The 21,067-nt window shown below is 61.7% G+C and carries 17 protein-coding genes, 1 other RNA gene and 1 pseudogene; 6 read left to right on the top strand and 13 right to left on the bottom strand.

Translation table 11 applies throughout. The features are described 5' to 3' along the window. Positions 1 to 143: 143 nt before the first annotated feature. The 10 genes and pseudogenes from ACIPZG_RS19465 to ACIPZG_RS19420 form a co-directional block, all read right to left on the bottom strand. Positions 144 to 419 carry a hypothetical protein gene (locus tag ACIPZG_RS19465; RefSeq protein ID WP_400716201.1) on the bottom strand — a complete coding sequence of 92 codons (276 nt, stop codon included), beginning with the start codon at positions 417 to 419 and terminating at the stop codon, positions 144 to 146. After that, positions 416 to 1,396, bottom strand: coding sequence for an integrase domain-containing protein (locus tag ACIPZG_RS19460; protein ID WP_400716403.1), 981 nt, complete (start codon positions 1,394 to 1,396; stop codon positions 416 to 418). Before ACIPZG_RS19460 ends, ACIPZG_RS19465 begins: the two co-directional genes overlap by 4 nt. Before the next feature lie 955 nt (positions 1,397 to 2,351). Beyond that, positions 2,352 to 3,590 (bottom strand): annotated as a pseudogene (locus ACIPZG_RS19455) (integrase domain-containing protein); the annotation flags it as partial. 205 nt (positions 3,591 to 3,795) lie between these two features. After that, positions 3,796 to 4,187, bottom strand: a transfer-messenger RNA (tmRNA) gene (gene ssrA, locus ACIPZG_RS19450). 105 nt (positions 4,188 to 4,292) lie between these two features. Beyond that, positions 4,293 to 4,580 carry a hypothetical protein gene (locus ACIPZG_RS19445; RefSeq protein WP_400642703.1) on the bottom strand — a complete coding sequence of 96 codons (288 nt, stop codon included), beginning with the start codon at positions 4,578 to 4,580 and terminating at the stop codon, positions 4,293 to 4,295. A gap of 175 nt (positions 4,581 to 4,755) precedes the next feature. Next, positions 4,756 to 5,004, bottom strand: a complete 249-nt coding sequence (locus ACIPZG_RS19440) for a DUF3077 domain-containing protein (protein ID WP_400716199.1) — start codon at positions 5,002 to 5,004, stop codon at positions 4,756 to 4,758. A gap of 4 nt (positions 5,005 to 5,008) precedes the next feature. Further along, the gene (locus ACIPZG_RS19435; RefSeq protein ID WP_400716197.1) at positions 5,009 to 5,266 is read right to left on the bottom strand and encodes a hypothetical protein; all 258 of its coding nucleotides are present in this window, start codon (positions 5,264 to 5,266) and stop codon (positions 5,009 to 5,011) included. A gap of 681 nt (positions 5,267 to 5,947) precedes the next feature. Continuing rightward, entirely contained in the window at positions 5,948 to 8,758 is a 2,811-nt protein-coding gene (locus ACIPZG_RS19430; RefSeq protein ID WP_400716195.1) for an FAD-binding and (Fe-S)-binding domain-containing protein, read from the bottom strand. A gap of 74 nt (positions 8,759 to 8,832) precedes the next feature. Beyond that, positions 8,833 to 9,978 (bottom strand): FMN-dependent L-lactate dehydrogenase LldD, encoded by a 1,146-nt coding sequence (gene lldD / locus ACIPZG_RS19425; protein ID WP_008096246.1) that lies wholly within the window; start codon positions 9,976 to 9,978, stop codon positions 8,833 to 8,835. A gap of 63 nt (positions 9,979 to 10,041) precedes the next feature. Beyond that, on the bottom strand, positions 10,042 to 11,712 hold the full coding sequence (locus ACIPZG_RS19420; RefSeq protein WP_400716193.1) for a lactate permease LctP family transporter: 1,671 nt from the start codon (positions 11,710 to 11,712) through the stop codon (positions 10,042 to 10,044). Between the two features lie 259 nt (positions 11,713 to 11,971). Between ACIPZG_RS19420 and ACIPZG_RS19415 the strand changes: the two genes are divergently transcribed. After that, positions 11,972 to 12,739: a GntR family transcriptional regulator gene (locus tag ACIPZG_RS19415; RefSeq protein ID WP_008096244.1), complete on the top strand. Its 768-nt coding sequence runs from the start codon at positions 11,972 to 11,974 to the stop codon at positions 12,737 to 12,739. Between the two features lie 136 nt (positions 12,740 to 12,875). Here the strand turns inward: ACIPZG_RS19415 and smpB are convergent, their stop codons facing one another. Beyond that, the gene (gene smpB / locus ACIPZG_RS19410) at positions 12,876 to 13,358 is read right to left on the bottom strand and encodes an SsrA-binding protein SmpB (RefSeq protein WP_008096242.1); all 483 of its coding nucleotides are present in this window, start codon (positions 13,356 to 13,358) and stop codon (positions 12,876 to 12,878) included. A 163-nt stretch (positions 13,359 to 13,521) separates the two neighbouring features. Here smpB and ACIPZG_RS19405 point away from each other — a divergent pair, with 163 nt between their 5' ends. Beyond that, complete coding sequence (locus ACIPZG_RS19405) at positions 13,522 to 13,956, top strand: type II toxin-antitoxin system RatA family toxin (protein ID WP_400642712.1); 435 nt, start codon at positions 13,522 to 13,524, stop codon at positions 13,954 to 13,956. A gap of 66 nt (positions 13,957 to 14,022) precedes the next feature. Here ACIPZG_RS19405 and ACIPZG_RS19400 read toward each other — a convergent pair whose 3' ends face one another. Then, the gene (locus tag ACIPZG_RS19400; protein WP_400716191.1) at positions 14,023 to 14,562 is read right to left on the bottom strand and encodes an outer membrane protein assembly factor BamE; all 540 of its coding nucleotides are present in this window, start codon (positions 14,560 to 14,562) and stop codon (positions 14,023 to 14,025) included. Between the two features lie 97 nt (positions 14,563 to 14,659). On the opposite strand from ACIPZG_RS19400, the gene fur reads away from it, so the two are divergent. Beyond that, on the top strand, positions 14,660 to 15,064 hold the full coding sequence (fur, locus tag ACIPZG_RS19395; RefSeq protein WP_008096237.1) for a ferric iron uptake transcriptional regulator: 405 nt from the start codon (positions 14,660 to 14,662) through the stop codon (positions 15,062 to 15,064). Positions 15,065 to 15,284: 220 nt separating this feature from the next. Here the strand turns inward: fur and recN are convergent, their stop codons facing one another. Continuing rightward, positions 15,285 to 16,958 carry a DNA repair protein RecN gene (recN, locus tag ACIPZG_RS19390; RefSeq protein WP_400716189.1) on the bottom strand — a complete coding sequence of 558 codons (1,674 nt, stop codon included), beginning with the start codon at positions 16,956 to 16,958 and terminating at the stop codon, positions 15,285 to 15,287. Positions 16,959 to 17,149: 191 nt separating this feature from the next. On the opposite strand from recN, the gene grpE reads away from it, so the two are divergent. The 3 genes from grpE (at position 17,150) to dnaJ (ending at position 21,057) form a co-directional block, all read left to right on the top strand. Then, complete coding sequence (grpE, locus tag ACIPZG_RS19385; protein WP_400716187.1) at positions 17,150 to 17,704, top strand: nucleotide exchange factor GrpE; 555 nt, start codon at positions 17,150 to 17,152, stop codon at positions 17,702 to 17,704. Between the two features lie 101 nt (positions 17,705 to 17,805). Continuing rightward, the gene (gene dnaK, locus ACIPZG_RS19380) at positions 17,806 to 19,731 is read left to right on the top strand and encodes a molecular chaperone DnaK (RefSeq protein ID WP_008096230.1); all 1,926 of its coding nucleotides are present in this window, start codon (positions 17,806 to 17,808) and stop codon (positions 19,729 to 19,731) included. Between the two features lie 201 nt (positions 19,732 to 19,932). Next, positions 19,933 to 21,057, top strand: a complete 1,125-nt coding sequence (gene dnaJ, locus ACIPZG_RS19375) for a molecular chaperone DnaJ (protein WP_008096229.1) — start codon at positions 19,933 to 19,935, stop codon at positions 21,055 to 21,057. Positions 21,058 to 21,067 lie beyond the last annotated feature (10 nt).

The raw sequence follows: 21,067 nt of genomic DNA, 5'->3' as shown, positions 1-21,067 counted from the left end.
CAGTCAGTATTGGCTTGGCCTTCCTAGCGAAGTTAAAGCTAGTTTGACCTTCGGAGCAGAACTTAAATCGCTTCATCCACGCATCTCGGTGACGGCTCCTGGCCGATTCTGGCCGCCGCTCGCAGCGGAGGCCCTATTTCTTTTCAAAGATTGAAAACCCATGACGTTTCTAGACGTCGGGTGATCAGTCGAACAGTGAGCAGATAGTAATATCGTGTGCCCTCACCGCGATGTTTCAGGCTATGTTTGAGAAACCAAGCTAGATGCTTCCGTTTCCATCCCCAAGGCGACTCGCGCTGCCATCGCTGTACGATTGCAGCCTGGATAATCTTCGCTTGGCGCAAGTGTCGCTGCCGCGTCGCGTGAGACCCAGTCAGCGCGGCAGCCAAGAACACCTCCATATCAAACGCCTTGGTCATACCCGTCCCCCGATGTAGGCAGCGACTACCTCAATCCGGCCATGCCCTAGCTCATAGCTGATCTGTATGCGAGCCTCACGGTCGAGGCGCGGATCGATGGCATAGCAATGACCACCATTAATCGGTGCAGGATGCTGGGTAATCTGCTCGTAGCGCTCACAGGCATACGCCGCGCGCAACTCATGAAATCCTTTCAGGGCGTTTTTATGCAGGACGTCCCGCGATGCCCCGGCTACTCGTTGCAACACGTTCGCATAGCTCTCGCTTGGCGCGATCATGTTACGGCTACCTTTCGGCGACACCTTTGCCGCAAACCTCAGTGCATCCCGAATATGTTGATCCACTGCAATCCATCGTGGCGCAGATGCACCACCTCGGCCGCCTTTCGTGCCCTCCTGGATATTGATCTTGCCGAGCCTGTCAGCCTCACGGATCAATCTGGGCAAATCAGCCAATATTGTTTCGCGCAACCGCATCCCAGTGGCACGTGCCATCTGAATCATCGCCCCCGCGCGTAGCTGTTCACGATTACAAAGCACATCGACAATCTGCTGCACCTGCGCGCGATCCTGCCCTTGCGGCACCGACTGGCGAACCCTGGTGCGCTGCATACCCAACGCCTTGCTCGGGCTTGGTAACTTCACGTACTGATCACCGCGAAGCGCTGCCATGGTCCTGTTAACGCTGGATAGCCGGTTTTGTGCGGTACTGACGGCGAGGTCACCGCGCCTAACAATGTCGCGCAGATACGACGCATAGTCCGCCAATACCTTCCGATCAATCTGCCGCGCATCGTTGATACCGGGCCCCTGTTCGGAGCGGCACCACATCACGAATGCCTGCCACCGATCACAGTGCGCTTTGACTGTGCTGTAGTGGCCACCGCCAAACATGTCTTTCAGCGCCTGCGGCCCTGCGTAACTCAATTGCCTGCCGTAGCCGAAATTGCGGCCATCGCGCCTACCTACCAATCCCATGTCGATCACCTCATCGCCATTTTTCCGATCCGTGCCCCACGTCATCCCGCCAAGAATGCTGAGTGTTATCAGGGATCAAGGCCCCTGCGACCTGTGGGGATGTCCTCTTACGCGGGACTGGCGGCTCCTTACGACCGGGAGCAAGGGCATCTCATGATCTGGCCTCCTGAGCACCGTTACCGGTGGGCGGGTGGAGGCTGCATTGGCTGACGAGACCAGTGCCGCGAGATCCTGAGCCAGGTGCAAGCAGCAATGCGATGACCGGGACATGCCTGATTGTCAGTCAGGTGCAGTCCATTCCTTGGTCTGCGGCACCATCATCTCCATGGCTGTTGCTGGTGACATCGGCGTTTGTCACGCCGATTGTCACGAGGGGGAATGCCGCAAAGCCATGTGCGATCAGGGCTGCAGCAGTGGTAGAAGTGCCCGTCTCTTTCCAGAAGAAAGAGACGGGCACAGGTTGGCGCAAGATTCGGCCAAGCGGATAGGTTGCTGCAGGGCAGCGACGTAAGAAGTGTTGTCTGGCGCATGAGGGCCATGATTTGAAGTAGGCATCCATCACCGGGGGAGGTGACCGGGCGAGCTGCCGGACGCGAATCGCCATTAGGGGGGAGAACCACCGCGGGAGCGGCGTGACCTTTAAGGTTCGGGTCACCTGGGGTGCTGTCATCGACAGCGCTTGCAGGGCCAGTTCTACGCCTGTGGATAAACCCGGTCAAGGGCCGAAGCTCAGAGCTCTTGGGGACGTGAAAAGCGGTTATCCATCGGTGGAGTTCCGTGGTAAATCCTGGACAACGTCGTGGCTTTTAGCTCTTCAAAGTGAGGTCCATCCAAACAGGGCGGCTTTGCAGCCCTGTTTGGATGGACCCGTGCTAACAAGCGGATGAACGAGGCTGCTTTCCCTGAATCTTGAGCGCTCAGTTGCTGTCGCCGCCGTTATTGCGCCTGTACAGCCCTAGCGGATCGGCACCACGTTCTTGTCTCTGACTTGGCCGTATGCAGAGGCGAGCAGGCTGCCGGTGGCGGCTTTCTGGATGTACTCACTCCACCAGGCCATCATCGGGCGCCGGCGCTCAATGTAGTCAGCTCGGTTGTAGGCGCTGCGCACTTCATCCTTGTCGACATGCGCCAGTGCGACCTCAATGAGCTCCGGGTCCCACCCATGCTCATTCAAGATAGTGCTGGCCATTGAACGCATGCCGTGGCTGACCAACCGGTCCTGGAAGCCCATACGTTTCAACGCCATGTTGGCGGTCTGGCTATTGGCGTGTGTGCGCGGATTTCTGTCTGCCGGAAAGACGTATTCGCGATGGCCGCTGTGAGACTTGAGTGACTCCAACAGTGCGACAGCGTGATCACTCAACGGGATGCTATGTGGGCGGCGCTTCTTCATCCGCTCCGCGGGGATAGTCCAGACACGCCTTTCAAAGTCGATGTCTGCCCAGCGAGTAGTTGCCGCCTCGGCGGGGCGAGTCATCGTGTGCAACTGCCATTCGATCAGACAGCGGGTCGTGCGTTTGATACTGGCGTTCGCGATCTCCAGCATGAGCTCGGGGAGTTCTTCGGGTGGCAGCGCAGCCATGTTCTCTTTCTTGGGCTTCTTGAATACAGCCCTGATGCCGCTGAGCGGGTTGGCGAAGATCAGGCCGGAATTTACGCCGTAGGTCATGATTTCGTTAAGCCGCTGACTAAGGCGCTTGACCGTCTCCAGGCTGCCTTTCGCTTCGATTGGACGAAGCAGCTCGATCACCATCGGTGCGGTGATTTTCGCGAGTGGCGACGTCTTCAAGTCGGGAAACACATGCAGCGTGAGTGACCGCCAGATGTCCTCGGCGTAGGCCGGCGTGACCGAGTCTTTCTTGAGCTCGAACCAGGCGGTGGCGACGGCCTCGAAGGTGTGCTCCGTTTCGGCGCGCTTGGCCTCATTCAGTGTATCGCGCTGCACCTTTGGATCGATGCCTTGGGCGAGCAGTTCGCGGGCTTGCACTGCCTTCTTTCGGGCGTTCGCCAGTGAGAGCTCTGGATAGGTACCCAAGCCCATGTTGATGCGGTTCTTGGTTACAGGTTCACGGTAATTGAAATTCCACAGCAACGAGCCGTTGCTGCGTACGCGGAGTTGCAAACCGTCACCGTCGGTGAGGACGAAATCCTTGGACGCGGGTTTGACTCCCTTGAGCTGTCGATCGGAGAGGCGGAGGTTTTAAGCAGGCATGAGATTGTCCTCAGGCACTGATTCGGTATTCCAAAGATTAGCACCGGACGGACTGGAATACCGTCTGGAATACCCGAATGGCTGGAACTCAAAAACTCTCAAAAGACCGTAAAAGCGCTGGAGGCCTTGTATTTACTGGGCTTCAGGCACAAAAAAAGACGTCCATGGACGTCTTTTTTTGATCATTTGGTGGAGCCGGGGGGATTTGAACCCCCGTCCGCCAGTACTCCGCTGTCGGTACTACATGCTTAGCCGTGTCTACTGAGTTAATCCGCAGCCGCCCGACGGGCAGGGTGCTTTGGACGAGTTGGGTAAGTTTTAGTCGCTTTGCCCCCAACGTGCTACACGACGATCCTGTTCTGTATGACAATCATTTCGGGTTTACAGGCATCCCCTGATGATTGCTGGAGCCGAAGCTACCAGGAGAGCGGGCTCAGCTGCTTACGCAGCGAGAGCGTAACCCTCGTAGTTTTCGTCATTGGCAACTATAGAAAGTTGCAACAGTGGATTTACGAGTTCTGTTACCAACTCGGCATGCACCTAGAGTTTCGCTACCGGCGTCGAATCCTAATCGGCCCCACGCTTACAGCTGTCTAAGCTCACGTACCTTTCGGCACGCTGAGCGAAGTATACGCCTTTGTGCGGGCGGCGTCGACAGCAGGTTCCGTCGCCGCCCGCTCAGGCTCAAGCACCGCCGGACGAGCCGCCGCCTTTTTCGGTTTTCTCCAGGCGCTCCAGCACTTTGCTGGTGATGGCGATGCATTGCTTGTCGTCGCCCGCGGCTTGGGCGGCCTTGGCTTTGTCGACGTGCTCGGTCAGGGCCTTGTCCAGGCCTTCGGAGGTGGCGCCGGCGGTGGTCATGCTGTCGTTGATCTTCTGCAGGTTGGCGGCGCAGAGGTCGTCGGCGGCGAACACCGGGGACGCCAGGAGGGTGGCGGCCGCGAATAGGGCGGAAAGCGCAGTACCTTTCATGGGTGTCTCCTTTGCAAGGCCTCTGGAGGGTGGGCCTGTAAGGGTGGACTGCTGGGGTTTGAAGACGGTTCCATTGGGGTGGTGGCTTGGCGACATGAGGGGTGTCTGTGCTGGCCTCATCGCCGGCAAGCCGGCTCCCACACCGGTCGCGGGGTGGGGGCCGATTGCGGTGGAGTCAGGGGTGTTTGTGCATGCCGAGTTCCAGGTCGTCGATCAGGGCCTTGGCCATTTCGCTGAGGATTCTGGCTGCGCTGCCGGCTTTGCGGTCGTTTTCCATTTCGGCTTCGGTGGTCAGGTGGCGGATGCAGCCGAGGAGGACCGAGAGCTGGCTGAAGGCGTGGTCGAAGGGGACGCCGGGTTGCAGGCGGAAGAGGTCGAATGTCTCGTGGCCGGCGGTGGTCGCGTGCTTGAGTGGGTCATTCATGGCTTTACTCCTGGGCCTTCGATTTGTGCAGGCCGGTCAAGGCGTGCTCGATCAGGGCTCTTGAGGTCTCGGAGGCATGGGCGGCGTTGCCGAGCATGCTCAAGCCTGATTCGCCGAAATGGATGCGGCAGTGTTCGTCGATGGTTTCGGCGACGCCGCGCAGGAGTTCGCTGGCGTGGGCCAGGGCGTCTGGTGGGGGCATGTCGCTGTGGATGGAGAAGTAGGGGGTGAGGCGGGGTGGGTCGGGGACGATCTTCTTCATGGTGGAGTTCCCAGTTTGTTTACTCAACGGGAGCTGCCATTTCGATCCTTCTCACGGGATTGGGGTGGCAGCCATGCGCGGGGTGAGAAACCGGTAAACATGGGAAAGCCGGCCAGACCGAGGTCTGCCCGCGCAAGGCTGCCATAACGAGGCTGCTGTCATGTTTACAGGGTTCTCACACCCACATCGTTCGAAAACGACTCTGGGAAATTAGCCCTGATGGTTGTGAGCAACAACAGCGAAACGTCTGAAGCGATCGTAGGATAATTCCCAAAGTGTCCCATACAGAAGCATTTGGTTGCAGGTTGGGAAAAGTCTTACGGCTGGAGGGGGAGGTTGGGGCTGGCAGGTGCATGTCTTGAGTTTTTTGGTGGTGCGTAAATCGAGCGCCGCCCGCGCGGCGCATCGCGGATAAATCCGCTCCTACATTTGTTGCAACGTGCCACTCCTGTCAGGCCATGGTTGTTAGCCTTGGCGCATGTCTTGAGACTGCAGGGGCGCCAGCAGCGCCAGCCGAAAAATCGCGCCGTGCCAACAAGGCTGACAACCATGGCCTATCAGGTATAGGTACGTTGCAACAAATGTAGGAGCGGATTCATCCGCGATGCGCCGCGCGGGCGGCGCTCGATCTCGAGAGCGCCGAAAAACTATCGCCAGGCGCCTCCAAGCCACTTCCCAAATTCAAATACTGCGCGCCCGGGTCACGCGATCAACCAGGTAAACCAACCCGTGATAGTCGATCCCACTATGGCTGGACAACCCAATCTCACACGTCCGGCTGGTAGAAATCCCTTCACTGCAATACTGCACCGCATCCTTCAGACTCCGCAGCGAATGCGCATTCAGCTCCGGCGTGGTGAACCCCTTATCCCCCGCAAAGCCACAGCAGTGAATCCCTTCCGGAATCACCACCTGCTTGCTGCACCGCCGCGCCAGGTCAATCAGCGCTTGGCTCTCGCCAAGGTGCTGGGTACTGCAGGTCACATGCACGGCGACCGGTTCGTCCTGCGGGGTGAACTCCAGCTTGTCCACCAGATGAGTACGGATGAAGCGCACCGGGTCGTAGAGGTCCAAGCGAGTGTCGCCCAGATCCTGCACCAATCGCAGGGTACAAGGACTGGTGTCGCAATAGATCGGATCAAGCCCGCCGCGGCTGGCGTGCAGCAGCGCGTTGATCAGCTCCTGGCGCTTGTGCTCGGCCTGCTCGGGGTAGCCCTTGGACGCGAACGGCTGCCCGCAGCACAGACTGTCGGCGTTGTCGGGGAACACCACCTGATACCCGGCCTTGTCCAGCAGGGCGCGGGTCTTGTCGAGCAGTGAGCTTTGCTCGCGGTCGGCGTAGGCGGGGCCCATCACCCGCGATACGCAGGCGGCCAGGTACACCACCCGTGGCCGGGCGTCGTTGCTGGCCGGGCCGAAGTCGATGCTGCGCAGCGGCTGCGGCATGGCGGGGGTCCATTGCGGCAGGCGACCTTTGCTGACCTTGCTCAAAGTCGCGCTCAGGCGGCCCAGGCGCGGCGCGCCCAGCAATTTGCGGGCGGTGTTGGCAGCGGTGAGGGTCAGGCGTGCGCCGCTCAGTGCGGTGTGGAAGTGCTCGGCCAGCCAGTCGGCGGCCTTGCCGTGCTCGGCCGCCTGGCTGCGCAGCTTCTTCACCAGCTCGCCGGTGTTGATGCCCACCGGGCAGCGCTGGGCGCACAGGCCGGTGGCGGCGCAGGTGTCGATGCCCTGGTACTGGTAGGTCTGCAGCAGCTCGCGGGTATCGATGCCGGCGCGTTTCTTGGCCTGGATGTCGCGCCACATGACGATGCGCTGGCGCGGGCTGAGGGTCAGGCCCTTGGATGGGCAGACTGGTTCGCAGAAGCCGCATTCGATGCATTTGTCGACGATCTCGTCGGCAGCGGGCAGCGGCTTGAGGTTTTTCAGGTGGATGTCCGGGTCTTCGCTCAGCACTGCGTCGGGGTTGAGGATGCCGTTGGGGTCGAGCAGGCGCTTGAGCGCCCACATCAGTTGGTAGGCATCGTGCCCCCACTCCAGCTCCACGAACGGCGCCATGTTGCGCCCGGTGCCGTGCTCGGCCTTGAGCGAGCCGCCGAACTCCACGGCCACCAGCTGCGCCACGTCGTCCATGAAGGCCTGGTAGCGCGCGACTTCCTCGGCGCTGTTGAAGCCCTGGGTGAAGACGAAGTGCAGGTTGCCCTCCAGGGCATGGCCGAAGATGATCGCTTCGTCATAGTGGTGCTTGTCGAACAGCTGGATCAGGCGGTTGACGCCCTCGGCCAGTTGCTCGATGGGGAAGGTCACGTCTTCGATGATCACCGTGGTGCCGGTCTGGCGCACGGCGCCGACGGCGGGGAAGGTGTCCTTGCGGATTTTCCACAGCTGGTTGTACACCACCGGGTCTTCGCTGAAGTCGACTTTCTGTTCCAGCGGGTATTCGGCGATGGACGCCATGACTTGTTGCAGCTGCTCGTGCAGCAAGCTCTGGCTGGCGGCGCGGGACTCGATCAGCAGGGCGCAGGCGTTGTCCGACAGGCCCTTCACCCATAGCGGCATGCCCGGCATGTTCTGCACCGAGCGCAGGCTGCGGCGGTCCAGCAGCTCTACCGCCGACACGGGCTGGCGCTTGAGCACGGTGACGGCGCGGCAGCAGCTTTCCACGCTGGGGAATACCAGCAGTGCGCTGGCCTTGTGCGGGTGATCGGGCACGGTGTCGTAGGTGACGGCACTGATGAAGCCTAGGGTGCCTTCGGAACCGACCAGCAGGTGCTGCAGGATATCCAGCGGCTGGTCGTAGTCCACCAGCGCGTTGAGTGACAGACCTGTGGTGTTCTTCAGCCGGTATTTGTGCCGGATGCGGTCGGCCAGTTCGGTGTTGGCGCGGGTTTCACGACCCAGACGGGCCAGCGATTCCAGCAGGGCGGCGTGGCTCTTCTCGAAGGCGGCGACGCTGGCTGGGTCTTCGCTGTCGAGGCGGGTGCCGTCGGCCAGCACCAAGCGCAGGCCGGCGAGGGTGTGGTAGGTGTTCTGTGCGGTGCCGCAGCACATGCCGCTGGCATTGTTGGCGACGATGCCGCCGATCTTGCAGGCGTTGATCGACGCCGGGTCCGGGCCGATCTTGCGCCCGTAGGGGGCCAGCCAGGCGTTGGCCTGGGCGCCGATCACGCCGGGCTGCAGGCGGATCTGCTCGCCCTGGCCACGAATTTCCTTACCGCCCCAGTTGTCGCCGAGCACGATCAGCACCGAGTCGCTGATGGCCTGGCCGGAGAGGCTGGTGCCGGCCGCGCGGAAGGTGACCGGCACGCGCTCGCGCTGGGCCAGCTGGATCAGGCCGACCACTTCGTCTTCGGACTCGACGCGCACCACCAGCTTGGGGATCAGCCGGTAGAAGCTGGCATCGGTGCCGAAGGCCAATGTCGAGGTCGGGTCGTCGAAGCGGCGTTCGGCGGGAATCAAGTGCTCGACATCACGCAGGAACGCGGCGGGCAGGCTCATGCAATCTCCTCGCGGGGCCACGGCGTCTGGCGCGCCGTGTGCCCCGGTCATTCAGGCGGTGGTGTGGCGGGCGCTCAGGCGCCCAGTTCGCGGACCAGCGAGTCGCGGCTGATCTCGCTGATCGACTTGGCGCCGGTCAGCACCATGGCCACGCGCATTTCCTTCTCGAACAGTTCGAGAAGGTTCTTCACCCCGGCCTGGCCATGCACGGCCAGGGCCCAGAGGAAGGCGCGGCCGATCAGCACGGTGTCGGCGCCCAGGGCGATCATGCGCACCACGTCGAGGCCGCTGCGGATGCCGGAGTCGGCGAGGATCTTCAGGTCGCCTTTCACTGCGTCGGCAATCGCCGGCAGGGCGCGGGCGCTGGACAGCACGCCGTCGAGCTGGCGGCCGCCGTGGTTGGACACGACGATGCCGTCGGCGCCGAACTTGACTGCGTCACGGGCGTCGTCGGCGTCGAGGATGCCCTTGATGATCATCGGGCCGTCCCAGAATTCGCGGATCCACTCCAGGTCCTTCCAGGAAATCGACGGGTCGAAGTTGTTCCCCAGCCAGCCGATGTAGTCGGCCAGGCCCGTGGGGTTGCCACGGTATTTGGAGATGTTGCCCAGGTCATGCGGGCGGCCCATCACGCCAACGTCCCAGGCCCATTCGGGGTGGGTCATGGCCTGCAGCACGCGGCGCATCGGCCCGTTGGCACCGCTCATGCCGGAGTGGGCGTCGCGGTAGCGGGCGCCGGGCACCGGCATGTCGACGGTGAACACCAGGGTTTTCACGCCGGCGGCCTTGGCTCGCTCCAGGGCGTTGCGCATGAAGCCGCGGTCTTTGAGCACGTACAGCTGGAACCACATCGGCCGGTTGATGGCGGGCGCGACTTCTTCGATCGGGCAGACCGAGACGGTCGACATGGTGAACGGAATGCCATGGGCCGCCGCTGCACGCGCCGCCTGCACTTCGCCACGGCGGGCGTACATGCCGGTGAGTCCGACCGGGGCCAGGGCCACGGGCATGCTCAGGGTTTCGTCGAACAGCTTGGTTTCCAGGCTGAGCTCGGACATGTTCTTCAGCACGCGCTGGCGCAGGGCGATGCTGGCCAGGTCCGAGACGTTGTGGCGCAGGGTGTGCTCGGCGTAGGCGCCGCCGTCGGCGTAGTGGAAGAGGAACGGGGGCAGCTTGCGTTGGGCCGCGGCGCGATAGTCGGTGGAGGCGGAAATGATCATGGATTCTCGCAGCGTGGGTTGAAGGAGATGCCGGGCGCGCTCGGGCGCCCGGCCCCTTTCACTTTAGTGATGAACCAGCATGCCGGTCAGCCAGTAAGCCTGGATCAGGGTAATCAGGCCCACGATGGTGGCGAAGAACAGGCTGTGCTTGACGGTGAAGCGGAACAGGTCCGATTCCTTGCCGACCAGGCCGGTGGCGGCGCAGGCCACGGCGATGGACTGCGGCGAGATCATCTTGCCGGTCACGCCGCCGCTGGTGTTGGCGGCCACCAGCAGGGTGTCGTTGACCCCGATCTGGTGCGCGGTGGTGGCCTGCAGCGAGCTGAACAGGGCGTTGGACGAGGTGTCCGAGCCCGTCAGGAACACGCCCAGCCAGCCGAGGAACGGCGAGAAGAACGGGAACGCGGCGCCGGTGCCGGCCAGTACCAGGGCCATGGTCGAGGACATGCCCGAGTAGTTGGTGACGAAGGCGAACGCCAGCACCATGCCGATCGACAGGATCGGCCAGCGCAGCTCCCAGAAGGTTTCCTTGAAAGTGGTCAGACCAGTTTTGAAGTTGATCTTCAGCACGGCCATGGAGATCAGCGCGGAGAGGAAGATCGCGGTGCCGGTGGCGGAGATCGGGTCGAGCTTGAACACCGCTGGCATGGCGGTCGGCGCGGTGACGATCGGGGCGGTCTTGATCACCAGTTGGTCAAGGTGCGGGATGGCGAAGTTGAACACGAAGTTGTACATCGCGCCGCCTGGGGCGAAGGCCGCCTTGAACGGTTTCAGGGTCCAGATGGTGACCAGCACGGTGAGGATCAGGAACGGCGACCAGGCCTTGAAGATCTCGCCGAAGCTGTACGGGGTCGGCTGGCTGCCGCTCGGTTGCACCACGGCGGCGCCGACGCTGCCTTTGGCTTCGGCGAACGAGCGCTTCGGCTGCCAGACCTTGAGGAACAGGGTGAGGCAGATCAGGCTGGCCAGGGCCGAGGTGATGTCCGGCAGCTCAGGGCCGATGAAGTTGGACGTGAAGTACTGAGTCACGGCGAAGCTCAGGCCGGCGACCAGCGCCGCAGGCCAGGTTTCTTTCACGCCGCGCAGGCCGTCCATCATGAACACCAGCCAGAACGGCACGAACAGCGACAGCAGTGGCAGCTGGCGGCCGGTCATGGCGCCGATGTGGAAGGCGTCGATGCCGGTGACTTGGCCGGCCACGATGATCGGGATGCCCAGGGCGCCGAAGGCCACTGGTGCGGTGTTGGCGATCAGGCACAGGCCGGCGGCGTACAGCGGGTTGAAGCCCAGGCCCACCAGCAGTGCGGCGGTGATGGCCACCGGGGCGCCGAAGCCGGCCGCGCCTTCGAGGAAGGCACCGAAGCAGAAGCCGATCAGCAGTACCTGCAGGCGCTGGTCGTCGGTGATCGACAGTACAGAGCTGCGGATCACTTCGAACTGGCCGCTCTTGACCGTGAGTTTGTACAGGAACACCGCGGCAACGATGATCCAGGCAATCGGCCAGAGGCCGTAGAGGAAGCCGTAGCCCGCGGCGGCGAGGGCCATGTCGACAGGCATCTGGAAGGCGAAGATCGCCACCAGGATCGACAGGGCCAGGGTGATGCTGCCGGCGACGTGGCCTTTGAGGCGGAACACGGCGAGGGCGAGGAAGAAGAACACGATAGGGATGACCGCCGCCAGTGCGGACAGACCAAGACTACCAAGCGGGGAATAGAGTTGTTGCCAGGTTTGCATATGGGGTGGCCCCTAATTGTTGTTGGTGTTCGCACTGGCATTGGATAATTGGTAAGACCAATTTACAATGTCTGGTCGCTAGGTTAAAAGCGCCGTTGTCGGTGTGTCAATTTGTCCCGCGCAAAACTTTGGTCGCGTGCCGATGAATGGCTGGCTGATCGCCCGGGAAAATCCGTGGCTGATGGGTGCTGGCGTGGGCCGGATCGGCGAGAATAGGCGCCCCCCTGAAATCTGCCGGGGGGTTTGTGGAGAGCATGTGATGGTTTTTGATCAGGTCCGCCAACGGCGCCTGTCCGACGACATCGTCGATCGGTTGGAAGGGATGATTCTCGAAGGCACGCTGACCTCCGGGCAGCGGCTGCCGGCCGAGCGCGCCCTTGCCGAACAGTTCGGGGTGTCGCGCCCGTCACTGCGCGAGGCGATTCAGAAGCTGGTGGCCAAGGGCTTGCTGGTCAGTCGCCAGGGTGGCGGCAACTATGTGGCCGAGTCGCTGGGCTCGACGTTCAGTGATCCGCTGTTGCAGTTGCTTGAGCACAGCCCGGAGGCGCAGCGTGATCTGCTGGAGTTTCGTCATACCCTCGAAGCGTCCTGCGCGTATTACGCGGCCCAGCGCGCCACCGAGCCCGATCGTGTTCGGCTGAAAGCAGCGTTCGATACCTTGCAGGACTGCTATTCGCGGGCGGATGAGGTGACGCGTGCGGAGGAGGGGGCGGCAGATGCGCGGTTTCACCTGGCGATTGCCGAGGCCAGCCACAATGCCGTTTTGCTGCATACCATTCGCGGGTTGTTCGACCTGCTCAAGCGCAACGTGGTGACCAACATTGGTGGCATGTACCAGCAGCGTACCGAGACGCGCGACATGCTGATCAGTCAGCACCGCGAGTTGTACCTGGCGATTGTCGAGGGCAGGGCGGAGGATGCGCGGGAGGTGTCCAGCCGGCACATTCTGTATGTGCAGGAGGTGCTGGAAGAGGCGCAGGACGAGGCGCAACGGGTGGCGCGGGCGGAGCGGCGCAGCGGGCGCTAATGTGGTGTTGTGTATGGACTGGCCCTTTCGCGGGACAAGCCCGCTCCCACAGGAATAGCGCCGAACCTGTGTTCAACGCTATTCCTGTGGGAGCGGGCTTGCCCCGCGAAGAGGCCCGCACAGGCTAAAAGAAGTCTTACTCTTCCTTGCCCTTGTTGCGCACCGCACGCTGCAGCTCGCGGTTGGAATCGCGTTCGCGCACGGTGTCGCGCTTGTCGAATTCCTTCTTGCCCTTGCCCAGCGCGATCTCGCACTTGATCAGGTGCTTGCTCCAGTACAGCGCCAGGGCCACGCAGGTGTAGCCCTTTTGCGCCACCGCCGCTTCCACGCGCTCGAGCTCGCGCTTGTTCAGCAGCAGCTTGCGACTACGGATCGGGTCGGCGATGACGTGGGTGCTGGCGGTGGTCAGCGGGGTGATGTGGCTGCCGAACAGCCAGGCTTCGCCATCCTTGAGCAGCACGTAGCTGTCGGTCAGGTGCGCCTTGCCGGCCCGCAGGCTTTTTACTTCCCAACCGGACAGGACCAGTCCGGCCTCGAACTTGTGTTCGATGAAGTAATCGTGTCGCGCTTTCTTGTTTTGCGCGATGGTCCCGGTCGGATGTTTCTTTTGCTTAGCCATAGGGGCGGCATTATAGGCAAGTCACAGCGTCGTCGGCTATGGGATTTCGGTGTGCTTGAGCCACTGCATTGAATACCGGACAATACAGACCCTGTCATACGCACAGAACCTGTTTTCGGCACGCTGCGAAGCGCCGCCACCCAGCCTTGGAAGTGACGCCTGGATGACTACCCATATTCAACGCTCCGCCCTGCTGCCGTACCCTGCCCAGGCGCTTTACGATCTGGTCAACGATGTGGCCAGCTACCCGAAATTCTTGCCGTGGTGTTCGGCTTCGACGGTGATCGAAGCCAGCGATACGCACATGCGCGCCAAGCTGGAGGTGGCCAAGGGCGGTATGAGCCAGCATTTCGTCACGCGTAATGTGCTGGTCCCGGGGCAGTCCATCGAGATGAACCTGGAAGAGGGGCCGTTCACTCAGCTGCATGGCGTGTGGGTGTTCAAGCCGCTGGGTGAAAAGGCCTGCAAGATCAGCCTGGACCTCTCCTTCGATTATGCCGGGCCCATCGTGCGGGCTACCTTGGGGCCACTGTTCAACCAGGCGGCCAATACCCTGGTAGATGCGTTCTGCCAGCGGGCCAAGCAGCTCCATGCCTGATCGCCACTAATACAGGCGCGCACAAAAAAGCCCGGACTGGTCCGGGCTTTTTCATGTCGCCTGCATTTACTGCGGCGAGGTTTCCAGCGGGGCGGGGGTCGGCACCGGAGTGGTCTCGATGGTGTCGATTTCGCGCTGGATGGATTCTTCCACCGAGCCTGGTTTGGCGGGCTTCTCTGGTTGTTCAGGCGGCGGCGCGGGCTGCTCGGACTGGCTCGCCGGGCTGACCGTGGTATCGCTGCTGCCACCCAGGATTTCCTGGTCGCGGCTCACGCCTGGCATGAAGTCTCCGGACAGGCTGACCAGTTGGTCGCTGTCGTTGAAGAAGATACTCATGCGTTCTTGCTGGCGTTGTCCGCCACCTGGCTGCAAACTGTACAGGTAGTCCCAACGGTTGGTGTTGAACGTATCCTGAATCAGCGGGTTGCCCATGATAAACCTTACTTGCCGGCGGGTCATTCCGGGGCGTAATTGGTCTATCATGTCTTGCGTAACGACATTGCCCTGCTGGATGTCGATTTTGTAAACCCCGGGAAACGAGCAACCGGCGAGTGCGAGCAGTCCCACTAGGGTGAGGCTGGTTAGCAAGAGCTTGGTGTTTTGCATCGGTGGGCGACTTCCACTATCTTGGCTGGACAACGTAAACCCCGATCATACCCGTATTAAGAGAAGCTGCGAAGCAGCATCGGCGAGAAAGCTGACCATGGTTGAAAATAGCGAATTGCGCAAAGCCGGTCTCAAGGTGACCCTGCCTCGAGTCAAGATCCTACAGATGCTCGATTCGACCGAGCAACGTCACATGAGCGCCGAGGATGTCTACAAGGCGCTGATGGAGGCTGGCGAGGATGTCGGTCTGGCAACCGTCTATCGCGTACTGACCCAGTTCGAAGCGGCGGGTTTGGTAGTGCGTCACAACTTCGATGGCGGTCACGCGGTGTTCGAGCTGGCGGACGGCGGTCACCACGACCATATGGTCAACGTGGAGACCAGCGAAGTGATCGAATTCATGGATGCCGAAATCGAGCGGCGTCAGAAGGAGATCGTGGCCGAGCATGGCTACGAGCTGGTGGACCATAATTTGGTCCTGTATGTGCGTAAGAAAAAGTAACGATTTAGATCGTTATGAAGAGCGAAGGCGACCCTAGGGTCGCCTTTGTGCTTTCTGGAGAATGCATTGTCGGGTGATGATTCCTGTAGGAGCGGCCTTGCGTCGCGAAAGGGCTGCAAAGCAGCCCCAGCAATTTACGCTGCGCCACTGGATTTCGGGGGCCGCTTTGCGGCCCTTTCGCGACACAAGGCCGCTCCTACAATTACCGCGGTGAGCGACATCAAGCCTTACCAGACACCACCATCTTGCGCGCATGGGCCAACGATTCCTTGGTCAAATCGATGCCACCCAGCATGCGCGCCACTTCCTCGACCCGCTCGCGCTTGCCCAGGCTGGCCACTGCGGTATGGGTGGTGTCGCTCTTGCGCACCTTGTGCACGAATAAATGATGATGCCCTTGCGCGGCCACCTGCGGCAGGTGGGTCACGGTCAGCACCTGGCCGCGCTCGCCCAGTCGGCGCAGCAGCTGCCCGACGATCTCGGCAGTCGGCCCGCCGATGCCCACATCAACTTCGTCGAACACCAGTGTCGGAATACGCGAGGTCTGCGCGGTGATGACCTGGATCGCCAGGCTGATACGTGACAGTTCACCGCCCGAAGCCACCTTCGCCAGGCCCTTGAGCGGTTGCCCGGGGTTGGCGCTGACCAGCAGCTCGATCTGCTCCAGGCCGTGGGGAGAAAGGTCGCTGCCTTCGTTAGGCGTGAGCTCGATGCAGAAGCGCCCGCCCGGCATGCCCAGGCGCTGGACTTCCTGTTCCACGGCAATCGCCAATTGCTGTGCGGCCTGTTGGCGCAAAGCACTCAGCTCGATGGCCCTTTGTTGGTAATGCTGCGCGAAGGCCGCCAATTCTTCACCTAGCCGCTCGATCGACTCATCGCTGGCATTCAGGCCTTCCAGTTCTTCCATCAGCCGCTGCTGCAGGTGCGGCAGCTCGGTGGGGTGCACCCGGTGTTTGCGCGCCAGGGTGTAGATGGTGTCGAGGCGCTCCTCGAGCGCTTGCAGGCGCATCGGGTCGGCATCGAAATTGTCGAGGAAGCGATTGAGTTCACCCATCGCTTCTTCTATCTGGATCTGTGCGCTGGCGATCAGGTTTGACGCCTCGCCCAGTGCCTTTGGCGAATTGGTCGCGGCGCCCAGGCGGTTGAGGCTGGAGGTGAGGGCGCTGAGCACGTTGCCCGAGTCGCTCTCGCTGCATTGGTCGATGACCTGACGGCAGATGCCGAACAGCGCTTCGGCGTTGGTCAGGTTCTTGTGCTCCTGCTCCAGCTGCTCCAGCTCGTTTTCGCCAAGGCCCAGGTTGTCCAGCTCTTCCAGCTGGTAGCTCAGCAGTTGATGGCGGGCGCGCTGTTCGTCACCGGAGTTGGACAGACGCTCCAGTTCCAGGCGGGTCTGGTTCCAGCGCTTGGCCGCCAGCTGCACCTGGCGAGCCAGGTCGATGGCGCCTGCGTATTCGTCCAGCAGGCGGCGGTGGGTGTCGGTCTTGAGCAGCGACTGGTGCTCGTGCTGGCTGTGGATATCGATCAGCAGTTCGCCGAGTGCCTTCAGGTCGCCAAGGGGGCAGGGCGTGCCGTTGATGTAGCCACGGCTACGACCCTCGGCCGTGATGACGCGGCGCAGGATGCACGGCCCGTCGTTGTCCAGGTCGCGCTCGGCCAGCCAGGTGCGTGCTTCGGGAATGTCCGCCAGGTCGAAGGTGGCGAGGATGTCCGCCTTGTCGGCGCCCGGACGCACCACGCCGCTGTCGGCGCGATCGCCCAGGGCCAGGCCGAGGGCGTCGAGCATGATCGATTTGCCGGCGCCGGTTTCGCCAGTGATGACCGACATGCCACGGGCAAGTTCGAGGTCGAGGTGTTCGACGATGGCGTAGTTGTGAATGGACAGGTGCACCAGCATGGGGGCGGCTCCCGAGGATCAAGTCTGGTTATTTATACAGTACTTTTTTTGACCCTGCCAATGCCCTCCGGCAGATTTTGTGTGTGCCCGGAAAAGCCACTTGCCCCTTGAAGCTGCTTTTTCCGGCCCCATATAGCCGGCAGACACGGCGAGCTTTGCTCGTACAACAGAAATTACGGAGGAGAGACCCCATGGCTGACGAACAGCTGGATCAAGAAAACCTTAACGCCGAAGCGGCAGGTGCAGAGGATCTCGGTACCCGCGTGCAGGTGCTCGAGGAGCAGCTGGCCGCCGCCAAGGATCAGTCCCTGCGTACCGCTGCCGAGGTGCAGAACATCCGCCGCCGCGCCGAACAGGACGTGGAAAAGGCGCACAAGTTCGCCTTGGAGAAGTTCGCTGGCGACCTGCTGCCGGTGATCGACAGCCTGGAACTGGCCCTGGCCCACTCCAGTGCCGAAGACGAGCAGGTCAAGAAGATCCGTGAAGGCGTCGAACTGACCCTGAAGATGTTCCAGGACACCCTCAAGCGTTACAACCTCGAAGCCATCGACCCGCACGGCCAGCCGTTCAACGCCGAGCATCACCAGGCGATGGCCATGCAGGAAAGCGCCGAGCTGGAGCCGAACAGCGTGCTGAACGTGTTCCAGAAGGGCTACCTGCTCAACGGCCGCCTGCTGCGCCCTGCCATGGTGGTGGTCAGCAAGGCGCCGGCCGCGCCGCAACCTTCGATCGATGAGAAGGCTTGAAATCCGCTGGGGCATCCCCATCTAAGTGTCAAGCCTTCAAGTATTTCCGCAGTTGGCCAACGTAGTCGCTGCTACCAAATTCAAGTTTCGGGAGAGTAAACATGGGCAAAATCATCGGTATCGACCTGGGGACCACCAACTCGTGCGTCTCCATTCTGGAAAACGGTAACGTCAAGGTCATCGAAAACGCCGAAGGTGCGCGTACCACCCCTTCGATCGTGGCCTACGCCAACGACGGCGAAATCCTGGTCGGTCAGTCGGCCAAGCGCCAGGCTGTGACCAACCCGCACAACACCCTGTTCGCAGTGAAGCGCCTGATTGGCCGCCGCTTCGAAGAAGATGTCGTGCAGAAAGACATCAAGCTGGTGCCCTACAAGATCGTCAAGGCGAACAACGGTGACGCCTGGGTCGAGGCTGCTGGCAAGGAAATGGCTCCGCCGCAGATCAGCGCCGAAGTCCTGAAGAAAATGAAGAAGACCGCCGAAGACTACCTCGGCGAGCCAGTTACCGAAGCGGTCATCACCGTTCCGGCCTACTTCAACGACAGCCAGCGTCAGGCCACCAAAGACGCCGGCCGCATCGCGGGCCTGGACGTAAAACGTATCATCAACGAGCCGACCGCCGCTGCGCTGGCTTACGGCATGGACAAGGCCAAGGGCGACCACACCGTCATCGTTTATGACCTGGGTGGTGGTACCTTCGACGTATCGGTCATCGAAATCGCCGAAGTCGACGGTGAGCACCAGTTCGAAGTACTGGCCACCAACGGCGACACCTTCCTGGGTGGCGAAGACTTCGACATGCGCCTGATCGACTACCTCGTCGACGAGTTCAAGAAAGAGTCCGGCATGGACCTGAAGAACGACCCGCTGGCCCTGCAGCGTCTGAAAGAAGCCGCTGAAAAGGCCAAGATCGAGCTGTCGTCCACGCAGTCGACCGACGTCAACCTGCCGTACATCACTGCAGATGCCACCGGTCCTAAGCACCTGAACGTGAAGATCTCCCGCGCCAAGCTGGAGTCGCTGGTCGAAGACCTGGTCAACCGTACCATCGAGCCTTGCCGCATCGCCCTGAAAGATGCCGGCATCGACGCGAGCAAGATCGACGACGTGATCCTGGTCGGCGGTCAGACCCGTATGCCGATGGTGCAGAAGGCCGTTGCCGACTTCTTCGGCAAGGAAGCACGTAAAGACGTCAACCCGGACGAAGCGGTTGCCATGGGTGCTGCCATCCAGGGCGCGGTGCTGGCCGGTGACGTGAAAGACGTACTGCTGCTGGACGTCAGCCCGCTGACCCTGGGTATCGAAACCATGGGCGGCGTGATGACCGCGCTGATCGAGAAGAACACCACCATCCCGACCAAGAAGTCGCAGGTGTTCTCGACTGCCGACGACAACCAGGGCGCCGTGACCATTCACGTGCTGCAAGGTGAGCGTAAGCAGGCTGCGCAGAACAAGTCGCTGGGCAAGTTCGACCTGGCTGACATTCCGCCAGCACCACGTGGCGTTCCGCAGATCGAAGTGACCTTCGACATCGACGCCAACGGCATCCTGCACGTGGGTGCGAAAGACAAGGCTACTGGCAAGACTCAGTCGATCGTGATCAAGGCCAACTCCGGTCTGTCGGACGAAGAGATCGAGCGCATGGTGCGTGACGCCGAGGCCAACGCCGAGGAAGACCGCAAGTTCGAAGAGCTGGCCGCTGCCCGTAACCAGGGTGACGCGCTGGTTCACTCGACCCGCAAGATGGTCGTTGACGCCGGTGACAAGGTCACTGCCGAAGAGAAGACTGCCATCGAAGCGGCTGTGGTTGCCCTGGAAGCCGCTGTCAAAGGCGACGACAAGGCTGCCATCGACGCCAAGGTCGAAGAGCTGTCGAAAGTCTCGGCTCCGGTTGCTCAGAAGATGTACGCCGAGCAACAGGCTGAACAGCCTCAGGGCGGCGCCCAGCAGGCCGAGCCGGAAGCCAAGCACGACGACGTGGTTGACGCCGAGTTCGAAGAAGTAAAAGACAACAACAAGCAGTAATCCCTGCATGTTGTCGGCCAGCTCACCGCCGTTTGGCGGTGAGCTGGTAGGATGTCGCCGCGCGGGGGCTTGCTCCCGCGTTGGTGTGTCTGGAATACGAGAATTTTTACAGCATCTGTCAAAGCCCACGGGGCGGCAGGTGCTGCGGCACAGCGCATAGCGCAGAGGTATGCCGAACGCCCTCAAGAGTGCAAATGACCTATGGCAAAGCGTGATTATTATGAGGTCCTCGGCGTCGAGCGTGGCGCCAGCGAAGGTGATCTCAAAAAGGCCTATCGCCGCCTGGCGATGAAGTACCACCCTGACCGCAACCCGGGTGACAAAGAGTCGGAAGAGCAGTTCAAGGAGGCCAACGAGGCCTACGAAGTGCTGTCCGACGCCAGCAAGCGCGCGGCATACGACCAGTACGGTCATGCCGGCGTCGACCCGAGCATGGGTGGCGGTGGTGCCGGCTTCGGCGGCGCCAACTTCTCCGACATCTTCGGTGATGTCTTCAGTGATTTCTTCGGTGGCGGCCGCGGCGGCTCGCGTGGCGGCGCCCAGCGCGGCAGCGACCTGCGCTACACCCTGGAGTTGAACCTGGAAGAAGCGGTGCGTGGCACCACGGTCAATATCCGCGTTCCCACGCTGGTCAACTGCAAGCCCTGCGATGGCTCCGGCGCCAAGAAGGGCTCGACCCCGTCCACTTGTCCGACCTGTGGCGGTATCGGCCAGGTGCGCATGCAGCAAGGCTTCTTCTCGGTGCAGCAGACCTGCCCGCGCTGCCATGGCCAGGGCAAGATCATCACCGACCCGTGCGGCTCGTGCCACGGCGAAGGCCGCGTCGAGGAATACAAGACCCTGTCGGTCAAGGTGCCGGCTGGCGTCGATACCGGCGATCGCATTCGTCTGTCTGGCGAAGGCGAGGCGGGCACCCACGGTGGCCCGACCGGCGACCTGTATGTAGTGATCAATGTGCGTGAGCACGAGATCTTCCAGCGTGACGGCAAGCACCTGTATTGCGAAGTACCGATCAGCTATACCGATGCCGCCCTGGGTGGTGAGCTGGAAGTGCCGACGCTGGATGGTCGGGTGAAGCTGAAAATCCCGGAAGGCACCCAGACCGGCAAGCAGTTCCGTCTGCGCGGCAAGGGTGTGGCGCCGGTGCGTGGCGGTGGTGCGGGTGACCTGCTGTGCCGCGTCGCGGTCGAGACCCCGGTCAACCTCAGCCGTCGTCAGCGCGAGTTGCTCGAAGAGCTGCGTGATTCGCTCGAGGGCGACAGCTCTCACTCGCCAAAGGCCAGTGGCTGGTTCGATGGCGTGAAGCGCTTCTTCGGCGATCTCTGATAAGGAAATG

This window comes from Pseudomonas sp. NPDC089395, assembly GCF_044749525.1.
Classification (GTDB): domain Bacteria; phylum Pseudomonadota; class Gammaproteobacteria; order Pseudomonadales; family Pseudomonadaceae; genus Aquipseudomonas.
This window is presented reverse-complemented; position numbering and strand designations above follow the sequence as displayed.

What these genes read in the sequence shown, in the direction of transcription:
- ACIPZG_RS19465 (WP_400716201.1), bottom strand. Translation starts at nt 419, where the DNA reads ATGACCAAGGCGTTTGATATGGAGGTGTTCTTGGCTGCCGCGCTGACT.
- ACIPZG_RS19460 (WP_400716403.1), bottom strand. Translation starts at nt 1,396, where the DNA reads ATGGGATTGGTAGGTAGGCGCGATGGCCGCAATTTCGGCTACGGCAGG.
- ACIPZG_RS19445 (WP_400642703.1), bottom strand. Translation starts at nt 4,580, where the DNA reads ATGAAAGGTACTGCGCTTTCCGCCCTATTCGCGGCCGCCACCCTCCTG.
- ACIPZG_RS19440 (WP_400716199.1), bottom strand. Translation starts at nt 5,004, where the DNA reads ATGAATGACCCACTCAAGCACGCGACCACCGCCGGCCACGAGACATTC.
- ACIPZG_RS19435 (WP_400716197.1), bottom strand. Translation starts at nt 5,266, where the DNA reads ATGAAGAAGATCGTCCCCGACCCACCCCGCCTCACCCCCTACTTCTCC.
- ACIPZG_RS19430 (WP_400716195.1), bottom strand. Translation starts at nt 8,758, where the DNA reads ATGAGCCTGCCCGCCGCGTTCCTGCGTGATGTCGAGCACTTGATTCCC.
- lldD (WP_008096246.1), bottom strand. Translation starts at nt 9,978, where the DNA reads ATGATCATTTCCGCCTCCACCGACTATCGCGCCGCGGCCCAACGCAAG.
- ACIPZG_RS19420 (WP_400716193.1), bottom strand. Translation starts at nt 11,712, where the DNA reads ATGCAAACCTGGCAACAACTCTATTCCCCGCTTGGTAGTCTTGGTCTG.
- ACIPZG_RS19415 (WP_008096244.1), top strand. Translation starts at nt 11,972, where the DNA reads ATGGTTTTTGATCAGGTCCGCCAACGGCGCCTGTCCGACGACATCGTC.
- smpB (WP_008096242.1), bottom strand. Translation starts at nt 13,358, where the DNA reads ATGGCTAAGCAAAAGAAACATCCGACCGGGACCATCGCGCAAAACAAG.
- ACIPZG_RS19405 (WP_400642712.1), top strand. Translation starts at nt 13,522, where the DNA reads ATGACTACCCATATTCAACGCTCCGCCCTGCTGCCGTACCCTGCCCAG.
- ACIPZG_RS19400 (WP_400716191.1), bottom strand. Translation starts at nt 14,562, where the DNA reads ATGCAAAACACCAAGCTCTTGCTAACCAGCCTCACCCTAGTGGGACTG.
- fur (WP_008096237.1), top strand. Translation starts at nt 14,660, where the DNA reads ATGGTTGAAAATAGCGAATTGCGCAAAGCCGGTCTCAAGGTGACCCTG.
- recN (WP_400716189.1), bottom strand. Translation starts at nt 16,958, where the DNA reads ATGCTGGTGCACCTGTCCATTCACAACTACGCCATCGTCGAACACCTC.
- grpE (WP_400716187.1), top strand. Translation starts at nt 17,150, where the DNA reads ATGGCTGACGAACAGCTGGATCAAGAAAACCTTAACGCCGAAGCGGCA.
- dnaK (WP_008096230.1), top strand. Translation starts at nt 17,806, where the DNA reads ATGGGCAAAATCATCGGTATCGACCTGGGGACCACCAACTCGTGCGTC.
- dnaJ (WP_008096229.1), top strand. Translation starts at nt 19,933, where the DNA reads ATGGCAAAGCGTGATTATTATGAGGTCCTCGGCGTCGAGCGTGGCGCC.